17 protein-coding genes and 1 tRNA gene are annotated in these 18,134 nt (G+C 65.5%); 12 read left to right on the top strand and 6 right to left on the bottom strand.

Going from position 1 to position 18,134, the window contains the following annotated elements:
- Positions 1-197: 197 nt before the first annotated feature.
- From AAE021_RS18095 to AAE021_RS11015, 6 genes are all read left to right on the top strand, one after another.
- On the top strand, positions 198-1,040 hold the full coding sequence (locus tag AAE021_RS18095) for an exopolyphosphatase (RefSeq protein WP_425362479.1): 843 nt from the start codon (positions 198-200) through the stop codon (positions 1,038-1,040).
- A complete protein-coding gene (locus tag AAE021_RS11035) occupies positions 1,040-2,455 on the top strand; it encodes a S8 family serine peptidase (RefSeq protein ID WP_342022382.1) in 1,416 nt (471 codons plus the stop codon). The genes AAE021_RS18095 and AAE021_RS11035 overlap by 1 nt, the downstream gene beginning before the upstream one ends.
- 31 nt (positions 2,456-2,486) lie before the next feature.
- The gene (locus AAE021_RS11030) at positions 2,487-3,872 is read left to right on the top strand and encodes an NAD(P)/FAD-dependent oxidoreductase (RefSeq protein WP_342022381.1); all 1,386 of its coding nucleotides are present in this window, start codon (positions 2,487-2,489) and stop codon (positions 3,870-3,872) included.
- Positions 3,873-3,989: 117 nt separating this feature from the next.
- Positions 3,990-4,062: transfer RNA gene (locus tag AAE021_RS11025), tRNA-Leu, on the top strand.
- A gap of 576 nt (positions 4,063-4,638) precedes the next feature.
- Positions 4,639-4,809, top strand: coding sequence for a hypothetical protein (locus AAE021_RS11020; RefSeq protein WP_342022380.1), 171 nt, complete (start codon positions 4,639-4,641; stop codon positions 4,807-4,809).
- A 217-nt stretch (positions 4,810-5,026) separates the two neighbouring features.
- A complete protein-coding gene (locus tag AAE021_RS11015; protein ID WP_342022379.1) occupies positions 5,027-6,424 on the top strand; it encodes an ABC transporter substrate-binding protein in 1,398 nt (465 codons plus the stop codon).
- Positions 6,425-6,524: 100 nt separating this feature from the next.
- Here AAE021_RS11015 and AAE021_RS11010 read toward each other — a convergent pair whose 3' ends face one another.
- From AAE021_RS11010 to AAE021_RS10995, 4 genes are all read right to left on the bottom strand, one after another.
- Positions 6,525-7,271, bottom strand: a complete 747-nt coding sequence (locus tag AAE021_RS11010) for an ABC transporter ATP-binding protein (protein WP_341394012.1) — start codon at positions 7,269-7,271, stop codon at positions 6,525-6,527.
- Positions 7,268-8,215, bottom strand: coding sequence for an ABC transporter ATP-binding protein (locus AAE021_RS11005; RefSeq protein WP_342025388.1), 948 nt, complete (start codon positions 8,213-8,215; stop codon positions 7,268-7,270). Before AAE021_RS11005 ends, AAE021_RS11010 begins: the two co-directional genes overlap by 4 nt.
- Before the next feature lie 155 nt (positions 8,216-8,370).
- The gene (locus AAE021_RS11000; protein WP_342022378.1) at positions 8,371-9,351 is read right to left on the bottom strand and encodes a branched-chain amino acid ABC transporter permease; all 981 of its coding nucleotides are present in this window, start codon (positions 9,349-9,351) and stop codon (positions 8,371-8,373) included.
- Positions 9,352-9,364: 13 nt separating this feature from the next.
- On the bottom strand, positions 9,365-10,663 hold the full coding sequence (locus tag AAE021_RS10995) for a branched-chain amino acid ABC transporter permease (RefSeq protein ID WP_342025387.1): 1,299 nt from the start codon (positions 10,661-10,663) through the stop codon (positions 9,365-9,367).
- A 339-nt stretch (positions 10,664-11,002) separates the two neighbouring features.
- Here AAE021_RS10995 and AAE021_RS10990 point away from each other — a divergent pair, with 339 nt between their 5' ends.
- From AAE021_RS10990 to AAE021_RS10965, 6 genes are all read left to right on the top strand, one after another.
- Positions 11,003-11,848, top strand: a complete 846-nt coding sequence (locus AAE021_RS10990; RefSeq protein ID WP_342022377.1) for a Bax inhibitor-1/YccA family protein — start codon at positions 11,003-11,005, stop codon at positions 11,846-11,848.
- 211 nt (positions 11,849-12,059) lie between these two features.
- On the top strand, positions 12,060-12,788 hold the full coding sequence (locus AAE021_RS10985; protein ID WP_342022376.1) for an ANTAR domain-containing protein: 729 nt from the start codon (positions 12,060-12,062) through the stop codon (positions 12,786-12,788).
- Positions 12,789-12,807: 19 nt separating this feature from the next.
- Complete coding sequence (locus tag AAE021_RS10980) at positions 12,808-13,791, top strand: aldose 1-epimerase family protein (protein ID WP_342022375.1); 984 nt, start codon at positions 12,808-12,810, stop codon at positions 13,789-13,791.
- Positions 13,792-13,856: 65 nt separating this feature from the next.
- The gene (locus tag AAE021_RS10975) at positions 13,857-15,083 is read left to right on the top strand and encodes an AI-2E family transporter (protein WP_342022374.1); all 1,227 of its coding nucleotides are present in this window, start codon (positions 13,857-13,859) and stop codon (positions 15,081-15,083) included.
- Positions 15,080-16,321 carry a threonine ammonia-lyase gene (gene ilvA, locus AAE021_RS10970; protein WP_342022373.1) on the top strand — a complete coding sequence of 414 codons (1,242 nt, stop codon included), beginning with the start codon at positions 15,080-15,082 and terminating at the stop codon, positions 16,319-16,321. The genes AAE021_RS10975 and ilvA overlap by 4 nt, the downstream gene beginning before the upstream one ends.
- A gap of 4 nt (positions 16,322-16,325) precedes the next feature.
- Positions 16,326-16,937, top strand: coding sequence for a rhomboid family intramembrane serine protease (locus AAE021_RS10965; protein ID WP_342022372.1), 612 nt, complete (start codon positions 16,326-16,328; stop codon positions 16,935-16,937).
- Between the two features lie 26 nt (positions 16,938-16,963).
- Here AAE021_RS10965 and greA read toward each other — a convergent pair whose 3' ends face one another.
- Both greA and AAE021_RS10955 read right to left on the bottom strand, forming a co-directional pair.
- On the bottom strand, positions 16,964-17,455 hold the full coding sequence (gene greA, locus AAE021_RS10960) for a transcription elongation factor GreA (protein ID WP_342022370.1): 492 nt from the start codon (positions 17,453-17,455) through the stop codon (positions 16,964-16,966).
- Positions 17,456-17,721: 266 nt separating this feature from the next.
- Positions 17,722-18,051 (bottom strand): DUF4307 domain-containing protein, encoded by a 330-nt coding sequence (locus AAE021_RS10955; protein ID WP_342022368.1) that lies wholly within the window; start codon positions 18,049-18,051, stop codon positions 17,722-17,724.
- Between the last annotated feature and the right edge of the window lie 83 nt (positions 18,052-18,134).

Genomic DNA, 18,134 nt, shown 5'->3' with positions numbered 1-18,134 from the left:
CCGCCCGCCGCGAGGCCGTGGAGGCCGCCAACGCCGAACAGCAGGGGGATTCCGTGCCGGACCAGAATGAAGCGCAGGAACACACTGCCACGAAGCGGGTTGCCGCAGTGGACTGTGGGACAAACTCCATTCGCCTGCTGATCGCAGACGTTACGTACGACGGCGGCGTGCCCAAGCTCACCGACGTCGTGCGCCTGATGCGGGTCAACCGGCTGGGACAGGGAGTGGATGCCACCGGCCGCCTGGCGCCGGAGGCCCTGGAGCGGACTTTTGAGGCCGCGGACGAGTACGCGGCGCTGATCCGCGAGCACGGTGCCGAACAGGTCCGCTTTGTGGCCACATCGGCCAGCCGCGATGCGGAAAACCGGTCCGAGTTCGTGGACGGCATCCGGGCGCGGCTCGGGGTTGAACCCGAAGTCATCACTGGCGACGAAGAAGCTGCGCTGTCCTTTGCCGGAGCCACCAGTGTCCTGGGCGGAAGCAACGGCACCAAGACGCTCGTGGTGGATCTTGGCGGCGGCAGCACCGAGTTTGTCCTTGGCACCTCCGAGGGCGTGTTGGCTGCCAAAAGCACCGACATGGGCTGCGTCCGGTTCACTGAGCGGCACCTGACGTCGAACCCGCCCACCGAGGCGGAAATCGCCGTCGCACGCGGTGACATCCTGGACATGATTGCCCAGGTCCTGACCACCGTTCCGCTCGCCGAAGCCCACCGCCTGGTGGGCGTGGCGGGAACCATCACCACAGTGACCGCACACGCGCTGCACCTGCCGGAGTACTCGGCCGAAGCCATCCACGGCACCGAACTTGACGTGGCACGGATCGACCAGGCAGCGGATGAACTGCTGCACATGGACCGGGACTCCCGTGCCGCCCTGCCGTACATGCATCCGGGACGGGTGGACGTGATTGGCGCAGGTGCCCTGATTTGGCAGACCATCGTGGACCGGGTGGCTGAACTGACTGACGGGTCCGTGTCCACAGCTGTCACCAGCGAACACGACATCCTTGACGGCATAGCCCTGAGCGCGGCGCGGTGATGCCTTCGTCGGCGTGGCCCGGCCAGCTTCGGCGGAGGGGAGCACTGACACTTCTGGCGGCATCGCTGCTGGCGGTGGCCACCCTGATTCCGGCTGCCCCGGCCTCCGCCGACGAGTGGCGGGACAAGCAGTACTGGCTTGCCGGTTCCGGCTTCGACGCCGCCTGGAAAGTGAGCCAGGGCGAAGGGGTGAAGGTGGCGGTGATCGACACCGGCATCGACCCCACCCACCCGGACCTGACTGGCGCGGTGACAGGCGGCACCGACGTTTCCGGTGCCGGTGATCCCGCCGGCAGCAGGGGACTGGGCGCCAACCCCTCACACGGAACCCTGGTGGCGACATTGCTGGCCGGCCGCGGCCACGCACCGCCGCCCGAACCGGAAGAGGACAAGCCGGAGGACAGCGAAGGCGACGACGGTAAAAAGGCGGAGAAAAAACCCGCTCCCGGCAACACCGACGGAATCATTGGGGTGGCCCCGAAAGCCGAGCTGCTGGCCGTCTCCGCGTGGATTGGTCCGGACAATCCCGGGGGCATCCCCATTGAGGACCAGATTCCCACCGCTATCCGGTGGGCCGTGGACAACGGAGCCCAGGTCATCAATATGTCCCTGGGCAGCACCTCCACCTCGTGGCCGGAAAGCTGGGATGACGCGTTTCTCTACGCTGAACAGCAGGACGTCGTGGTTGTCGTGGCCGCCGGAAACCGCGCTGTCGGCATGGTTCAGGTGGGTGCCCCGGCCACTATTCCCGGCGTGCTGACCGTCGCCGGGCTGGACCGGAACGGAGAAGCGAGCCAGGATTCCTCCTCGGAGGGAATCAGCATCGGCGTTGCCGCGCCGGCGGAAAACCTGGTGGGCGGACTGCCCGGCGGCCCTGCACGGTACGCGGACTGGAGCGGTACATCCGGGGCGGCACCGCTGGTTGCCGGAACCGCAGCGCTGATCCGCTCCGCCTACCCCGACCTCAGCGCAGCCGAAGTGATTAACCGGATCATCAGCACCGCCAGCGACGCCGGCGCCCCCGGCCAGGACACCATCTACGGCTACGGCGTTCTCAACGCCGGTGCCGCCCTGACCGCAGAGGTTGCCCCGGTATCGGCGAATCCGCTGGGGAACATCGCCGACTGGATCCGGATCCATCGCCGGGACGCACCAACGGCGCCTGCGTCGGACGCACCGGTTGCGGTTGAGCCGGACGTTCCGGACCTGCCCGAACCGACGGTTCCGGTGGCGCTGCCTCCGGACTCGGAGTCTGATCCGCTCCCGGCTGCCCTGGTCCTGGGGTTTGGCGGACTGCTGCTGGGGGTGACCACGGCAGGTGTCATCGCAGTGACGCGGGCGCGCCGCCGCTCCGAGGCGCTTTCTGCGGCCGAGGACACTGAAACGGGTCAGCTAAAATACTCCGAAATCTCGTGAAGGTTTTCACAAACTCAGGTACGATAAGGGCATGGCATCTACGACACAGTTTTCAGACCGTCCCCGCGTCCTGGTGGTTGGCGGTGGCTACGTAGGTCTCTACGTAGCGAAGGACCTCCAGAAGAAGGTTAAGGACGAAGGCGGGATCGTCACCGTTGTCGACCCGCTGCCGTACATGACGTACCAGCCCTTCCTTCCCGAAGTTGCCGCCGGCACCATTGAGCCGCGCGACGCCGTCGTGTCCCACCGCATGCACCTGAGGAACACCGAGCTGATCACCGGCAAGGTCATCTCCATCAACCACGCAGCCCACACGGCTGTCATCGAGCCTGCCGACGGCAGCGCCCCGTTTGAGCTGCCGTACCAGGACGTCGTCCTGGCCGCCGGCTCGATCACGCGCACCTTCCCGATCCCGGGCCTGGCCGAGGCCGGCATTGGCATGAAGTCCATTGAAGAAGCAGTCGGCACCCGCAACCAGGTGCTCGAGCGCATCGAAACCGCATCCCTGATGCCCGAAGGCCCGGAGCGCGAGCGCGCACTGACCTTCGTCGTCGTCGGCGGCGGTTTTGCCGGCATCGAAACCCTGACCGAGCTCGAGGACATGGCCCGCGACGCGGTCCGCATGAACGACCGGCTCAAGCGCGAAGACCTCCGCTTTGTCCTGATTGAAGCCATGGGCCGCGTGATGCCCGAGGTCAAGCCGGACCAGGCCGAGTGGGTTGTCTCGAGCATGCGTGAGCGCGGCATCGAGGTCCTGCTGAACACCTCGCTGGCCTCCGCGGAGGGCGGCGTCCTGAAGCTGATCAACATGGCTGACAAGTCCCCGGCCGGCGAATTCGGCACCGACACCCTCATCTGGACCGCCGGCGTGCAGGCCAACCCGATGGTCCGTGCCACCGACTTCCCGATTGACGACCGCGGCCGTGTCCGCGCCAACGCTGAACTGCGCATCACCGGCGACGACGGCCCCCTCGAGGGCGCCTGGGCCGCCGGCGACGTATCCGCCGTTCCTGACCTCTCCGGTGGCGGGGTTGGCGGCTTCTGCGTTCCGAACGCACAGCACGCCGTACGCCAGGCCAAACTGCTGGCCAAGAACATCCTGGCCGCCCGCTACGGCGTGGGCAGCGTTGAGGAGTACAACCACAAGAGCCTCGGCGCAGTTGCAGGCCTGGGCCAGTACAAGGGCGTCGCCAACATCATGGGCTTTGGCATGAAGGGCTTCCCGGCCTGGCTGGCACACCGCGGCTACCACGGCCTGGCCATGCCGATGTTCGAGCGCAAGTTCCGCGTCATCTCCGGCTGGCTCATGAACGTGACCTACGGCCGCGACCTGACCGACCTGCGCAACCTGAAGAACCCGCGTGCGAGCTTCGTAGCGGCCGCCACGCCGGCCAAGAAGAAGGAAGCCGTCAAGTAGGCTTCCCGCACCCGCAGAACGCGCACGACGGCGGTTCCTCCCGGTGGAGGGGCCGCCGTCGTTTGTTTTCCGCCCCGGCGGGGCTTCCAGTAGGCTTTACCAGAAGCTTTGGCTTTCGCCCCAGTAGCCCAATGGCAGAGGCAGCAGACTTAAAATCTGCGTGTTGTCGGTTCGAGTCCGACCTGGGGTACCGTACTCTTTTTTCCAGCATGCACCACTCCCGGTTCGTCCGGATGCGCCACCCGCAAATGTGAGTAGACCAGCTTTACGGCTTCCTCTTCCGTTGCCACGTCATACTCCCAGCTGCAGGAGCAGCAGCGCGCATGCGGTGTGCCGTCCTCAGCCACCGAGACACCCCATGCTTCCCCGGGCAGGAGGTAAAAGCCGCCGTACGTGCCCGAGAACTCCCGCAGGGGATGCTCCGCCTGCTGGTGATAGCTTTGCTCGATCATGCTTACCATTCGTCGGGTGCAGCCGCCGGGATGGCCCCTGCGGTAATCTTTTCGCTCAATAATCCGCCCCCGGAAACCAGAGCTGCCCCGCTGCGGGGTTCCGGCGTGCGGTTGCCCGTCAGTAGCATTGACAGGGCGGGGGCGGCTTCGGTGTCAGCCGCGGACGCGGCCTTAATTCGGAGTCCCTGCCGGATGTCCATGCCGAATCAATGTGCCGGGAGTGGTTATGAGCAATGCCCTGAGACTCGAGAATCCATCCAAGGACACCTATGTGCTCCGCAACGTCAGCGGACACGACCTCGTGAATGTGGTGGTTGACGGGTCAAGGGTGGGGCGTTAACACCAAGAACCTGCCCGCCGGGATGGACCTGGCCGAGGGCGAGGCAGTGGAGTTTCACATGTACCACGGCGGTGGAGCATCCCTGCCGAAGGATCTGTACATCCGGTGGGACGGCGCCTCGGACTGGGACGTCATCCCCGTTTAGCGGCCGCAATGCCCTTCCACGCTGCGCGGCTGACCGAGCTTCTAACCCGCGCCAACCCTCCGGTGCAAGTGGCCCGGGGCCGGAATGTGATGAGTGTTACAAGGACGTAACCCAAGGCCCTTATGTTTGACTCATTATTCAACTAGCTTTTCTTCTAATCAGGAACACCTGGTAACAGCATCAAAGGCCTCCGCCTTTCGATCGGGGAGAAAAATCTATGACTGCACTACGCACCACGAGTCGCCTGGGCCTGGGAGACGGTTACAGCCGGGTGGCAAAAATCGCGGCAGTAGGGCTGGGTTTGGCGCTTTTTGCCTCCGGCTGCAGCGGGGGAGATGACACTCCCGCTTCGGAGTCGACGGGAACGGAGTCAGCGTCAACCGCTGCTGCGGCAGGAGGAGTCTCCTGCCCGCCCAACGAAGGCGGCAAGGGCAAGGATCCGGGGGAAAGGGGTGACCCGGCGGCAGTGCCTGCCTCCACCGGCACCACCGACGCACCGCTGAAGGTCGGAACACTGCTGCCCACCACCGGTGAGCTGGCGTTCCTCGGCCCGCCGGAAATCGCCGGCACCAACCTCGCCGTCCAGGACATCAATGCCGCCGGCGGCGTGCTGGGACAGCCGGTGGAGATTGTCCACCGCGACTCCGGTGACACCACCACCGACATCGCCACCCAGTCGGTGACGGATCTGCTGAGCCAGAATGTCAGCGCCATCATCGGTGCCGCGTCCTCGGGCGTCTCCAAGACCGTCATCGGCCAGATCACCGGTGCTGGCGTCATTCAGTTCTCGCCGGCCAACACCTCGCCGGACTTCACCACCTGGGACGACAACGGCCTGTACTGGCGCACCGCTCCCTCCGATGTGCTGCAGGGACGCACGCTCGGCAACTACATCATGAACTGCGGTGCCCAGACCGTGGGAATGATCGTCCTGAACGATGCCTACGGCACGGGGCTGGCCAGCAACATCCGCGGTTCGGTCGAATCCGCGGGCGGCCAGGTCATCGCTGAAGAAATGTTCAACGAGGGTGAATCGCAGTTCAGCAGCCAGGTGGACTCCGTTGTCGCCGCTGAACCGGACGCCATTGTCGTCATCAGCTTCCAGCAGGCCACCAGCATCGTTCCGCTGCTCACCGCCAAGGGAGTTGACCCCACGCAGATGTTCTTCGTGGACGGCAACACCTCCGACTACAGCGAGGACCTTGACCCGGGAACGCTCGAGGGGGCCCAGGGAACCATCCCGGGTCCGTTCGCCTCGGACACCTTCAAGGAGTCCCTGCTCGCCCTTGACCCGGCGCTCAAGGACTGGTCCTACGCCGGTGAAAGCTACGACGCCGTCACCCTGACTGCCCTGGCCGCTGAAGCTGCCGGCAGCACCGACGGAAAAGCCGTTGCGGCTGAACTGCAGGGTGTCTCGGCCGAGGGCGAGAAGTGCTTCGACTACGCAGGGTGCGTCACGATCCTGCGCGGCGGCGGAGACATCGACTATGACGGTTACTCCGGCCCGATCACCTTCGATGAGAACGGTGACCCGACCGAGGCCTTCATTGGTATCTACCAGTTCGACGCCGACAACAAGCCGATGCCGAGCCGTTCGGAATCGGGCAAGCTCTAGGCGCTGACAGCACCACAGCTCCACAGCTCCACCCAAGAGGAAAGCCCCCGCCGGATGGCGGGGGCTTTCCTCTTGGCCAGTTCTGCTTGCGGATCCCGCGTTACGCGGTGTCGGCGAGCGTGCCCAGGTACAGCTGGATGACCTTGGGATCCTTCATCAGGTCCCGTCCCGTGCCGGTGTAGGCGTCGCGGCCCTGGTCCAGAACGTAGGCGCGGTCGCAGATCTGCAGGCAGCGGCGGGCGTTCTGCTCCACCATGATCACCGAGACACCGGCCCGGTTGATCTCGTGCACCCTCAGGAACGCCTCGTCCTGCTTCACGGGGGAGAGGCCGGCTGACGGCTCGTCCAGCAGCAGCACTGCCGGTTCCATCATTAGGGCACGGCCCATGGCGACCATTTGCCGTTCGCCGCCGGACAGCGAGCCGGCCCGCTGCGCCCGGCGCTTGCGCAGTTCAGGGAAGAGCTCGGACACAAAATCGAAGCGTTCCGCGAACCGCTTGGGCGCCTGGTACAGCCCCATCTGCAGGTTTTCCTCGATGGTCAGGGACGCAAACACATTGTTGTTCTGTGGAACGAAACCGACCCCGCGGCTGACCAGCTTGTTGGCCTTGAGCCCGGTGATGTCCTGTCCCCGGACCACCACGGTCCCGGAATGCACTTTCACCAGCCCAAACATGGCCTTGAGCAGGGTGGACTTCCCGGCGCCGTTGGGGCCGATGATTCCAATGAGTTCCCCGCGGCGGGCTTCAATGCTGCAGCCGTTGAGGATGTTCACCCCGGGTATGTAGCCGGCCACCAGATCGGTCACCTTGACGACGGAGTCGCCCTCGAATGCCTCGGCGGTCATGACTGTTCCTTCCGTTCATCAATCCGTCGCCCGATGACGCCGTCGGGCTCGGTGCCCACCGACGACTCCGGATCATGTTCCAGTTCCGCCTCGAGCTTCTCGAAACCCTCGGAATCGCCGAGGTCCACGTCGTGGTGGGCGCCAAGGTAGGCGTCGATGACGGCCTGGTCCTTCATCACCTCGCCCGGAGGCCCCTCCGCCACCACTTTGCCTTCGGCCATGACAATGACCCAGTCCGCAATGTGCCGGACCATGTGCATGTCATGCTCCACGAACAGGACGGTCATGCCTTCGGCCTTGAGGTTCTTGATGTGGTCCAGCAGGGACTGGGTCAGTGCCGGATTCACGCCGGCCATGGGTTCATCCAGCATCACCAGTTTCGGCCGGACCATCAGGGCGCGGGCCATCTCCAGGAGCTTGCGCTGGCCGCCCGACAGCGACGCGGCGTAGTCCCCGCGCTTGGCGTCGAGCTTGAACTTTGCCAGCAGCACGTCGGCCTGTTCGGTGATTTCACGTTCCCGGCTGCGCCACAGGGGCGGCAGGAAGGCACGCCACAGGGACTCGCCGGGCTGTGACGCGGCACCGAGCCTCATGTTCTCGATAACGGTGAGCTTGCCCATGACCTTGGTCAGCTGGAACGTGCGCACCATCCCCAGCCTCGCCACCTTGTAGGCGGAGACGCCGGCCAGGTCCCGGCCTTCGAACTGCCAGTCCCCGGACTGGGGAGTGTCGAAGCCCGTCAGGAGGTTGAACAGGGTGGTCTTGCCGGCTCCGTTGGGGCCGATGAGGGCGGTGATCTTGTTCCGCGGAACCTCCACATGGTCGACGTCGACGGCGTGGATCCCGCCGTAGGTGCGGGTCACGTTCCGGGCCACCAGGATCGGGTCCCGTTTGCGGCAGCCCGGGCCAACGCCGTCAGCGGCGATGGGCCGCGTGTCGGTCATGTATTCGTTGCCGGTCTCGACGGGCTGTTCGGCACTGGGCCGAACCGCGCCGTCGTCCCGCGCGGCCCCGCCGTCGTGCTGCGCAGTCTCTGCCGCCGGGTCCGCGGCGTGGGCGCCCGCGCGCCTGCCGCTCCGGCGTTCGTTTTCCTGGGAACTCATGCGAACGCCAGCTCCTTCTTGTTTCCGAGAATGCCCTGGGGCCTGAAGATCATCAGCAGCATCAGTGCCACACCAACAAGGATGTAGCGAACCTGCCCTGCCTGGGAAGTGGTGATGAAAGTGATGTAGCCGCTTTCGATCGCCCCGTAGAGCAGACCCTGCGTTACCGACAGGATGACCCAGAAGATCATGGCGCCGATAACCGGTCCCAGCACCGTGGACATGCCGCCCAAAAGCAGGGCGGTGTACAGGTAGAAGGTCAGCTCGGTGCCGTAGTTTGCCGGCTGCACGGCATCGCGGGGAAGGGTGAAGATGATCCCTGCCAGCGAGCCCAGGGCGCCGCCGATGATCAGGGCCTGCATCTTGTAGGCGTAGACGTTCTTGCCCAGGGCGCGGACGGCGTTTTCGTCCTCCCGGATGCCCTTGACCACGCGGCCCCACGGGCTGCGGATCAGCATCCACACCAGCAGGCAGGCGATGATCACCAGCCCCCAGGCAACGATCCGGACCCATACGTCGCGCTCGTTCAGCCCGAACGGACCAATGTTGTAGCTGCCCGGCGGAACCGGGTTGAGCGCGTAGAAGCTGCCGGTGAAGGCTGCCAGCCCGTTGGCGGAGCCCGTAATGGGTGTCATGCCGGTGGTGGTGACGATGTACCGGATGATCTCGGCCGCGGCGATGGTGACGATGGCAAGGTAATCAGCGCGCAGGCGCAGGGTGGGAATGCCCAGGACCACGGCGAAGATCGCCGATCCCGCCAGGGCAATCAGCAGGGCCAGGGGCAGCGGGGCGTTGAAGGACAGGATGGGAATGGCGAATCCATAGGCACCCACTGCCATGAAGCCGGCCTGGCCGAAGTTGAGCAGGCCGGTGTAGCCGAAGTGCACGGCAAGCCCGAGGGCTGCCAGGGCGTAGGCGGCCGTGGTGGGGCTGATGATCTCGTTGAGAGCGCCGAGAAATATATTGACGAAGTCCATCTGTGCTAAGCCCCTAACCTATGCGCTCGCGTCGGCCGAGGATTCCCTGCGGCCGGACGAGGAGGACAAGAATCATGATGACCAGGGCGCCCACGTATTTCAGGTCCGCCTCCAGCCAGATTGTGGATATTTCCACGAAAAGCCCCACAATCACGGAGCCAATCAGTGCTCCGAAGACGGTGCCAAGCCCGCCGAGCGTCACGCCGGCGAAGATCAGCAGCAGGATTTGCTGGCCCATGTTGAAGGACACCCCGGGCCGGTAATAGGCCCACAGGATTCCGCCCATGGCCGCCAGCGCACCGCCGATGACCCACACCAGGCGGATCACGCGGTCGACGTCGATTCCGGACGCCGCGGCCAGCGACGGGTTGTCCGCCACCGCACGGGTTGCCTTGCCGATCCGCGTGCGCAGCAGCAGCAGGGCCACCACCAGGATGACGGCCAGGCTGACAAACAGCGAGATGAGCGTGTTCCGCGGAATGGAGATGGGCCCCAGCTCCAGGGTGGGGCTCTGTGAGCCCGGCAGCTGCTGCATGGCCCCGCCGAAGAAGAAGAGGACGGTGTAGCGGACAGCGACGGCCAGGCCAATGCTCACGATCATCATCGGCACCAGTCCGGTGCCCCGCCGGCGCAGCGGTTTCCACAGCACGCCGTCCTGGAGATAACCAAAGGCCGCGCCGCCAAGCACCGCAAGCGGCAGCGCAATCCAGGCGGACAGCCCCATCGCCGCAAAAGCAAAGGCCAGCACGGCGCCCAGAGTGACCATCTCGCCGTGGGCGAAGTTCGTCAGCCCCGTGGTGCCAAAGATCAGGGAGAGCCCGACGGCGCTGAGCGCCAGCAGCAGGCCGAAGCTCAGGCCTGCCACTGCACGTTCGGTGAGGGTGGAGATGAAACTGTCCTGCTGCAGGACAATGCCTTCGCCCAGCAGGAACAGCGTGGTGATGTTGGAGGTCCCCGCAAAGGTCACGGTGCGCGGGTTCTGCTGGCCCTCCGCCAGCGCGATGCCCTCGGGCAGCGTGCTTTCATCCAGTTCCACTTCGTAGGCGCCCTGCTCGGGAACGCCGATGGCCCAGGAGCCGTTGGCACCGGTTTCCGTTTCGCCTTCATAGCCGTTGCCGCTGGCCGTGATGCGTACCCCTTCAACCGGAGCCCCTTCGTTCCGCACGACGCCGCTGATGCGGTCGGCGAACTCCGCGCCATCCGTGGGCCCGTCCGATGCGCTCTCCGATGGTGAGGGTGTTGCTGTTGTTGCGTGAGCGGCAGGCGAGGAGAGCAGCAGCGCAGCAAACATCGCCGCCACCACCGCCAGCATCCCCAAATACCGGGTCAGCGCCGATGTTCGTAGCAAGTTTCAAAACCTCCACGCCAAGGCCGCGGGCACCGAAAACTTCGGACCTTTAGCGGATCTAAGTGTGACTCATGTCACCGATTGGGGATCATGCTACCTACTGAATGTTTCAGGCAGTGACGATTCCCTGTGGCCGCATGTCGCGATCAGGTAACGACTTGGGGCGCCAGCGTAAGGCGGGAAGGGTGGGGCTCCTATGCCAAACTGTTACCGGACGCGGCGGATGGAGGGAATCTCCCGGACCGCTCAGCCGTTGACATTGGTAGGCTCTAGGTAAACAGCCCCCCAGATGGAGGACATTTAATGGCACTCGGCGGTAATCCTGTCTTTAACAGCAAGAATTTTAATTCCCAGGTCAGAGGCGGCAGGGCCAACCAGGGTTCCCTGGCTACCCAGGACCAGACGTCGATGACCCCCCAGCAGTTGCAGGAGCTGTACACCTCACCGTCGGCGGGTCCGGCGCTGACCGGGCGCATGACATACGACGACGTCATCATGAAGACGCTGGCCTGCCTGGCGGTTGTCCTCATTGGCGCAGCTGTTCCCATGATCCTGATCCCCGGCGCAGCAGCGCCGCTGATGATCGTCGGTGCCCTGGGCGGTTTCGTCCTTGGTCTGGTGAACTCGTTCAAGCGGGAGCCCGCTCCGGCCCTGATCCTGGCCTACGCAGGGCTTGAAGGTCTGTTCCTTGGCGGCCTGACTCTGGTCCTGGACAACATGTTCCCGGGCATCGGGCTCCAGGCCGTGCTGGGCACGCTCTCCGTGTTTGCCGTGACCCTGGTGCTGTTCAAGAGCGGCAAGGTCCGCGCGACGCCCAAGGCCATGCGCTTCTTCATGATCGCGATGATCGGCTATGGCGTGTTCTCCCTGGTCAATCTCGGCCTGATGCTCTTCGGCGCGGTGGATGACCCCTGGGGCGTGCGAGGCATGGAAATCGCCGGCATCCCGCTGGGCATCATCATCGGTCTGTTCGCCGTAGGCCTGGCCGCTTTTTCCCTGATCATGGACTTCACCTCCATTGAGCAGGGCGTCAAGTCCGGTGCTCCGGTGCGCTACTCCTGGACCGCTGCCTTCGGCCTGACCGTGACGCTGGTCTGGCTGTACGTGGAGATCATCCGTATCCTCGCCATTCTGCGCGGGGACGACTAGGTTTTTTCGGTTCCCCCGCACCGGGGGACCGCCAAGAGACCGGCAGGCGTGACGCCTGCCGGTCTCTTGGCTTTAACGGTGCCTTTAACGCTCTCTTTCGGGCGCCTACCCTGTGCATCCCCTGCCCGGGACCGTAGGATCTGGGCGGGTTGGTCGCGCGTGCCTAGGGTCCGCACCGGCAGAAACCCGCACCGGCAGGAAGGGGAGGGGAATGGACAAGTCAGCCTCTGCCCTCCTGCTGCCACTCCGGGCCCAGGAGCTGCTGCTGCAGCATCCGGACCTGGACGACTTCCTGGAATCCGTTGCCGTCCTCTTAACCGGGCAGCTGTCGCAGTGGAAGGTGTCGGGTGTTTCGCTGATGATCGTGCGCCCGCGCCGGCAGCCGCTGCACGTTGCCACCAGCTCCGGCCTCGCTGAGCTGCAGCAGGGACCGGACGGCGAAGATCCCGTCCGGCTTGTCCTGGCCAGTGGTGTCCCGGCCGTCGTGCGGGACATGGAGACTGAAACCCGGTGGGGCGGCTACCCGGACGCGGCCCTGGGGCGTGGAGTGGCCGCCGCAGCTGCCGTGCCGGTGCCGCTGCCGGCACCGGACACGGCTGCTGCCGTGCTTACCGGATACTCCGGCAGTCCGGGTGCCTTCGGACCCGAAGCCGTGCGCGCGGTCGAAACCGCCGCCGAGGATCTGGCCGCTCCGCTTGCGCTGGCGTTGCGGCTGGACACCCAGACGCACCGGGCCAACAACCTGCAGGCAGCCCTGGAATCACGCACCGTGGTGGATTTGGCGGCCGGAATCATCATGGCGCAGAACAACTGCAGCCAGCAGAGCGCGATCGAGATTTTGCGCAGCGTCTCCAACAGCCGCAACGTGAAGGTCCGCGATGTGGCCGCCGGCGTGGTGGCCGTGGTCTCGGACCGGGTGAGCACTCACTTCGAGGAGTAGGCCGCTGTAGGCTGGATCAATGAGCGCTGCAGCCACCACCTCCGCACCGCGGCCCGCCACCGGCACCCAATTCCAGCTCACCCGCGATACTCAAGCAGGTCCCGCGGAGGCACGCATTGCGGCATTGGCCGGAGCCCTGCGCAGCTACTCCGTGGGAGGCACGCCCTTCGTCGAAACCTATCCGGACTCCGAGCTGCCGCCGTCGGCCTGCGGCATTCTGCTGGCGCCATGGCCCAACCGCGTGGCCGGCGGAAAATGGCTCCTCGACGGCCGCACCCAGCAGCTGGATATCACCGAGCCGGCACGGGGCAACGCCAGCCATGGACTGCTGCGCAACACTGGGTACCTCCCGGCAGACACCGATAACTCCGGCAACGCCAATCCTCCCGGCAGCAGCATCACGTTGCGGGCGGAGATTTTCCCCCAGCACGGATACCCGTTCCACCTGATCCACGAGGTCACCTACAGCCTCGACGACGACGGCGGGCTGCGCGTTCGGCAGGGCCTCACCAATGTGGGGGAGGCCCGGGCGCCCTTTGCCCTGGGCGCGCACCCTTTCCTGCGGGTCGGTTCCGTTCCGGTGGAGGACCTGACGCTGACCGTCACCGGAGACACCCGGCTGACCGTTGACGACAGTCTTATCCCGGTGGGCCGGGAACCGGCCGCCGGATCCGCGGACCTCAGGGCCGGCCGCCGGATTGGCGGGCTGGACCTGGATGCGGCATACACCGGCCTGGTGCCGGAAGACGGCGAGTTCCGGCACCGTCTGCATGCGCCGGACGGCAGCGGTGTGATGCTGTGGAGTGGTCCGGAGTTTGGTTACGTCCACGTGTTCGTCACCGATAAGTTTCCCGGCCGCACCGCTGCGGTTGCGCTGGAACCCATGACGGCTCCCGCCAATGCGCTGAACTCGGGCGAGGGCCTGCGCTGGTTGGAACCCGCAGCCGCCTTCGCCGCGGAATGGGGAATCCGACCGGAGCAGACCGGCCGCCCGGCCGGCTGACAACGGACCGCCAACCCCGGCGTAAAGGAGGGAAGCACAGCCCTTGAGTGTGGAAAGATGAGCCCATGAGACCTCACGCACGCAGCATTGCCGCGCCCAAAGCGGTGCAGGCTGCGGCCGTACGTTCCAGCAGGGCAAATGACGACGTGCCGTATGCGCTGCGCGTCAGCGCGGCCTGGGCCTGGCGGCTGGGAGTGGTCCTTGTGGTCGCCGCCGGCCTCGTGTGGCTTCTGCGGAACTTTTCCCTGCTCATCATTCCCCTCATGATCGCCGCACTGCTGGCGGGTCTCCTGTCACCGGTTTCGAACTGGCTGCGCCGCAACAGGGTGCCCGGCGGCTTAGCAGTGGCCGTCACCATCGTGACGTTCCTTGGTGTGATTGTTGCCGCGCTGACACTGGTGGGCCGGCAACTGGCCCTGGGATTCCGGGACCTGTGGGATGAGACGATTTCCGGAGTGGGACAGATCCAGGATTGGCTGGCCGAGGGCCCGCTGCGGATCACCACCACCCAAATGGACACCCTCCTGCAGGAAGCCACCAATGCCCTGCAGCAGAATTCGGCCAATATCGTTTCCGGGGCGCTTTCGGTGGGCACCGGCGCCGGGCACTTTGCCGCCGGCGTCCTGCTGACCCTCTTTGCCCTCGTCTTTTTCCTGCTGGACGGCCGCCGCATCTGGCGCTTCACCGCCGGGCTGCTGCCGCGCCGCGCACGCCCGGGAGGCTACGGGGCCGGCATTCACGGCTGGGACTCGATGGTGAACTACGTTCGGGTGCAGTTGCTCGTGGCATTCATTGACGCCGTCGGCATTGGCGCCGGAGCAGCCATCATCGGAGTTCCACTGGCCCTGCCGCTTGCGGTCCTGGTGTTCCTGGGCTCCTTTGTTCCGCTGGTCGGGGCCTTTGTCACCGGTTTCGTGGCCGTCCTGCTCGCGCTGGTCGCGAACGGCTGGGTGAACGCGCTGATCATGCTGGGGATCGTGCTGCTCGTCCAGCAGCTGGAATCGCACATCCTGCAGCCCCTGATCATGGGCCGGGCGGTCGCCCTCCACCCGCTGGCAGTGATCCTGGCCGTTACCGGAGGCACCCTGGCTGCCGGCATCCCCGGCGCGCTGTTCTCCGTACCGCTGCTGGCCATCCTGAACACAGTGGTGCGCTATATCGCGTCCAGGGGCTGGGAACGGGACCCGGCGCTTGTCCGGGATCCCGTGTTCGGTGCCGCCAGCGGAGCGGCACCCCAAACCGAAGCAGATAACGCGTTGGAAGACGACGCAGAAGACGAGAAACAACTGTGACTGACCTGTCCCAACTGCCTGTGACGCTCGACGACATTGAGGCGGCCGCCAAGCTGTTGGACGGCGTGATTGCACATACCCCCATTGAGCAGTCCCGGGCACTGGGGCGGCTGACCGGCTCCAACGTGTATCTCAAATGCGAAAACCTGCAGCGCGCCGGTTCCTTCAAGGTCCGCGGGGCCTACGTCCGCATGGCCAAGCTGTCCCCATCCGAGAGGGACCGTGGCGTGGTTGCCGCGTCCGCAGGCAATCATGCCCAGGGCGTCGCCGTCGCCGCGGCCCGCCTGGGCATCAAGGCGCGGATCTTCATGCCCCTGGGGGTGGCGCTGCCCAAGCTGGCCGCCACGCAGGGGCACGGTGCCGAGGTTGTGCTGCACGGCCATAACGTGGATGAGGCCCTGGCGGAAGCCCAGCGCTATTCCGACGAAACCGGAGCCGTATTTGTCCATCCCTTCGACAACGTTGACGTTGTCGCCGGACAGGGAACCATTGGGCTGGAGCTGCTGGACCAGATCCCCAACCTGGACACCGTGCTCATGGGCGTGGGCGGCGGCGGCCTCCTCGCCGGCGTTGCCGTGGCCATCAAGGCCCGCGCAAAGGAACTCGGCCGCGAGGTCCGCATCATCGGAGTGCAGGCCGAAAACGCCGCCGCATACCCGCCGTCGCTGGCTGCGGATGCGCTGGTTCCGCTGACCAAGGTCTCCACCATTGCCGATGGCATTGCCGTGGGACGCCCGGGCCAGCTGCCCTTCTCCATCATCAGGGAGCTGGTGGATGACGTGGTGACCGTCAGCGAAGACTCGCTGGCGCGGGCCCTGATCTTCCTGCTGGAACGCTCCAAAATGGTGGTGGAACCGGCCGGCGCGGTGGGGGTGGCAGCGCTCATGGACGGCAAGATCGAAAACCCGGGGAACACCGCCGTCATCCTTTCCGGCGGCAATATCGACCCGATGCTGATGCTGAAGGTGATCCAGCGCGGCCTTGCCGCCGCGGGCCGCTACTTGGTGGTGCGGATCCTGCTCGATGACCGGCCGGGTTCGCTGGCCACCATTTCCCGGATCATCGCTGAGTCGGACGCCAACGTCACCGGCGTGGACCACACCCGCGTGGGCGGCTCCATCAGCATGGGAGACGTGGCGATCACCATCAATATGGAAACCAAGGGGCATGAACACTGTGAACAGGTCCTGAACAACCTCCGTGCCCAGGGCTTCCAGCCGATCGTGCTGCACGGGTAGGCCGATGCTTGCCAAGCGGGCCCGGACCGCCCTCTACGTTTCCCTGGGACTGGCTGCGCTGATCTGGGTGTGTTACTTCCTGGCGATGTTCGCCGGCCCGGCCGTGCTCCGCGAGCTTGGCATCCTTCCCCGGCGGGTGGAGGGGCTGGACGGAATTCTCTTCGGACCGCTGCTGCACGCCGGGGTCAACCATCTGCTGGGAAACACGCTGCCGCTTGTGGTGTTCTCCTTCCTGACCCTGCTGGAGGGAGTCCGGCGCTACCTCGTGGTGCTGGCATCATCCTGGCTGGCGTCCGGACTGGGAGTCTGGCTCTTTGGCGGCGGACTGACCGTGGGCATCTCCGGCGTCGTTTTTGGGCTCTTCGCGTACCTGATGGCCCGTGGAATCTATAACCGGGACATCGTGCAGTTGCTGCTCGGCGGCGTCCTGTTCCTGGTTTACGGCTCCCTGCTGTGGGGCGTGCTGCCGGTGTCCATCGGCGTGTCCTGGCAGGCGCACCTGTTCGGCGCCGCCGGGGGAGTGCTGGCAGCTGTGCTGCTCAGCCGGCAGCGGCTGCGGGGGCCGGGCGGCCGCACACGCAAAAGCGGGTCCTCCCGCTGGGAGGACCCGCTGTAGTGCCCGAAGGCGCTGCTGCCGAAAAATCAGCTCGAGTAAGGCGTGGCGGAGATGATCTCCACCGAAATGTCCTTGCCGTTCGGAGCCTTGTAGGTGGCGGTGTCGCCGGCCTTCATGCCCTGGATGGCCGCACCAAGCGGTGACTTCTCGCTGTAGACATTGATGTCCGAGTCGCCGGCAATCTCACGGCTGCCCAGCAGGAAGGTCTCGGGGTCGCCGGCGATCCTGGCTTCGACGAGCATGCCCGGTTCCACCACGCCGTCGTCGGCCGGTGCCTCGCCCACATGGGCGGTCCGCAGCAGGTGAGTCAGCTGGCGGATGCGGGCCTCGGCCTTGCCCTGCTCTTCCTTGGCTGCGTGGTACCCGCCGTTCTCCTTCAAATCGCCCTCGGACCGGGCCTGCTCAATGCGGGCCACGATTTCCGTGCGGCCGGGACCGGACAGGTGATCCAGTTCTGCCTTCAGGCGGTCGTAAGACTCCTGAGTGAGCCAAGCGGCAGGTGCGCTGTTGGTGGACACGGGTCTCTCCTTTTAATGACGACCGAACCAAGAATCTGGTCCGGCAGGCTGAATTTGCACTGCGGGCCGAAACGGCCTGACAAGCAAAGACCCCGCCGGGCGGTGACCGGTTGCAGTGCTGATCTTGCAGTGCTGATCACCTGGGCGGGGCATAACGTAGGCTCCATACTAGTTCTCAAAGCCGGTTTACCCAAGAACCCCAGCCGGCTTGAAATCCGCCCGGCAACCTGCACCGGCCCAGCCGGAGCAGCGTTCCCGGTTCCGGCTCAGCTTTCGTCGGCAATCCAGCAGGCGTTGACTCCGCCGGTAACGCCCAGGGAATCGGTGCGCAGCGTAATCCGCTGGCCGGTGGTGGCTTGCTCCGCCGGGCCGACAGTGACCTGTTTCCAGCCGACCACCGCGTAGGAGTCGTTCAGGGCCTGGACCGCGCAGGTGACCGTCGCGTCTGTATCCTTGGTCACCTGAAAATCGACCACCGCATGTCCGGCGTCGGTGATGCTGAAACCCACGTCCTTGAACGTCACTTCGCCGCTGGGGGAGGGCATGGCTATCCAAGCCGCTCCGGCGCATCCGAGCAGCACCGCGGTGCCGCCCATGATGATCTTGCTCCTGCGGGAGAGGCCCGGCTTGGGGGTGCCGTATCGATTGGCTAATCTTGTTGCGGACGGAAAACTATCCG

Source organism: Arthrobacter citreus (assembly GCF_038405225.1).
Taxonomy (GTDB): Bacteria; Actinomycetota; Actinomycetes; order Actinomycetales; family Micrococcaceae; genus Arthrobacter_B; species Arthrobacter_B citreus_A.
The sequence above is the reverse complement of the archived record's forward strand: the minus strand, read 5'-3'. Positions and strand labels throughout refer to the sequence as shown.

Coding starts and splice junctions, on each gene's coding strand:
- AAE021_RS18095 (WP_425362479.1), top strand. CDS start 198: ATGCGGGTCAACCGGCTGGGACAGGGAGTGGATGCCACCGGCCGCCTG.
- AAE021_RS11035 (WP_342022382.1), top strand. CDS start 1,040: ATGCCTTCGTCGGCGTGGCCCGGCCAGCTTCGGCGGAGGGGAGCACTG.
- AAE021_RS11030 (WP_342022381.1), top strand. CDS start 2,487: ATGGCATCTACGACACAGTTTTCAGACCGTCCCCGCGTCCTGGTGGTT.
- AAE021_RS11015 (WP_342022379.1), top strand. CDS start 5,027: ATGACTGCACTACGCACCACGAGTCGCCTGGGCCTGGGAGACGGTTAC.
- AAE021_RS11010 (WP_341394012.1), bottom strand. CDS start 7,271: ATGACCGCCGAGGCATTCGAGGGCGACTCCGTCGTCAAGGTGACCGAT.
- AAE021_RS11005 (WP_342025388.1), bottom strand. CDS start 8,215: ATGACCGACACGCGGCCCATCGCCGCTGACGGCGTTGGCCCGGGCTGC.
- AAE021_RS11000 (WP_342022378.1), bottom strand. CDS start 9,351: ATGGACTTCGTCAATATATTTCTCGGCGCTCTCAACGAGATCATCAGC.
- AAE021_RS10995 (WP_342025387.1), bottom strand. CDS start 10,663: ATGCTGGCGGTGGTGGCGGCGATGTTTGCTGCGCTGCTGCTCTCCTCG.
- AAE021_RS10990 (WP_342022377.1), top strand. CDS start 11,003: ATGGCACTCGGCGGTAATCCTGTCTTTAACAGCAAGAATTTTAATTCC.
- AAE021_RS10985 (WP_342022376.1), top strand. CDS start 12,060: ATGGACAAGTCAGCCTCTGCCCTCCTGCTGCCACTCCGGGCCCAGGAG.
- AAE021_RS10980 (WP_342022375.1), top strand. CDS start 12,808: ATGAGCGCTGCAGCCACCACCTCCGCACCGCGGCCCGCCACCGGCACC.
- AAE021_RS10975 (WP_342022374.1), top strand. CDS start 13,857: ATGAGACCTCACGCACGCAGCATTGCCGCGCCCAAAGCGGTGCAGGCT.
- AAE021_RS10965 (WP_342022372.1), top strand. CDS start 16,326: ATGCTTGCCAAGCGGGCCCGGACCGCCCTCTACGTTTCCCTGGGACTG.
- AAE021_RS10955 (WP_342022368.1), bottom strand. CDS start 18,051: ATGGGCGGCACCGCGGTGCTGCTCGGATGCGCCGGAGCGGCTTGGATA.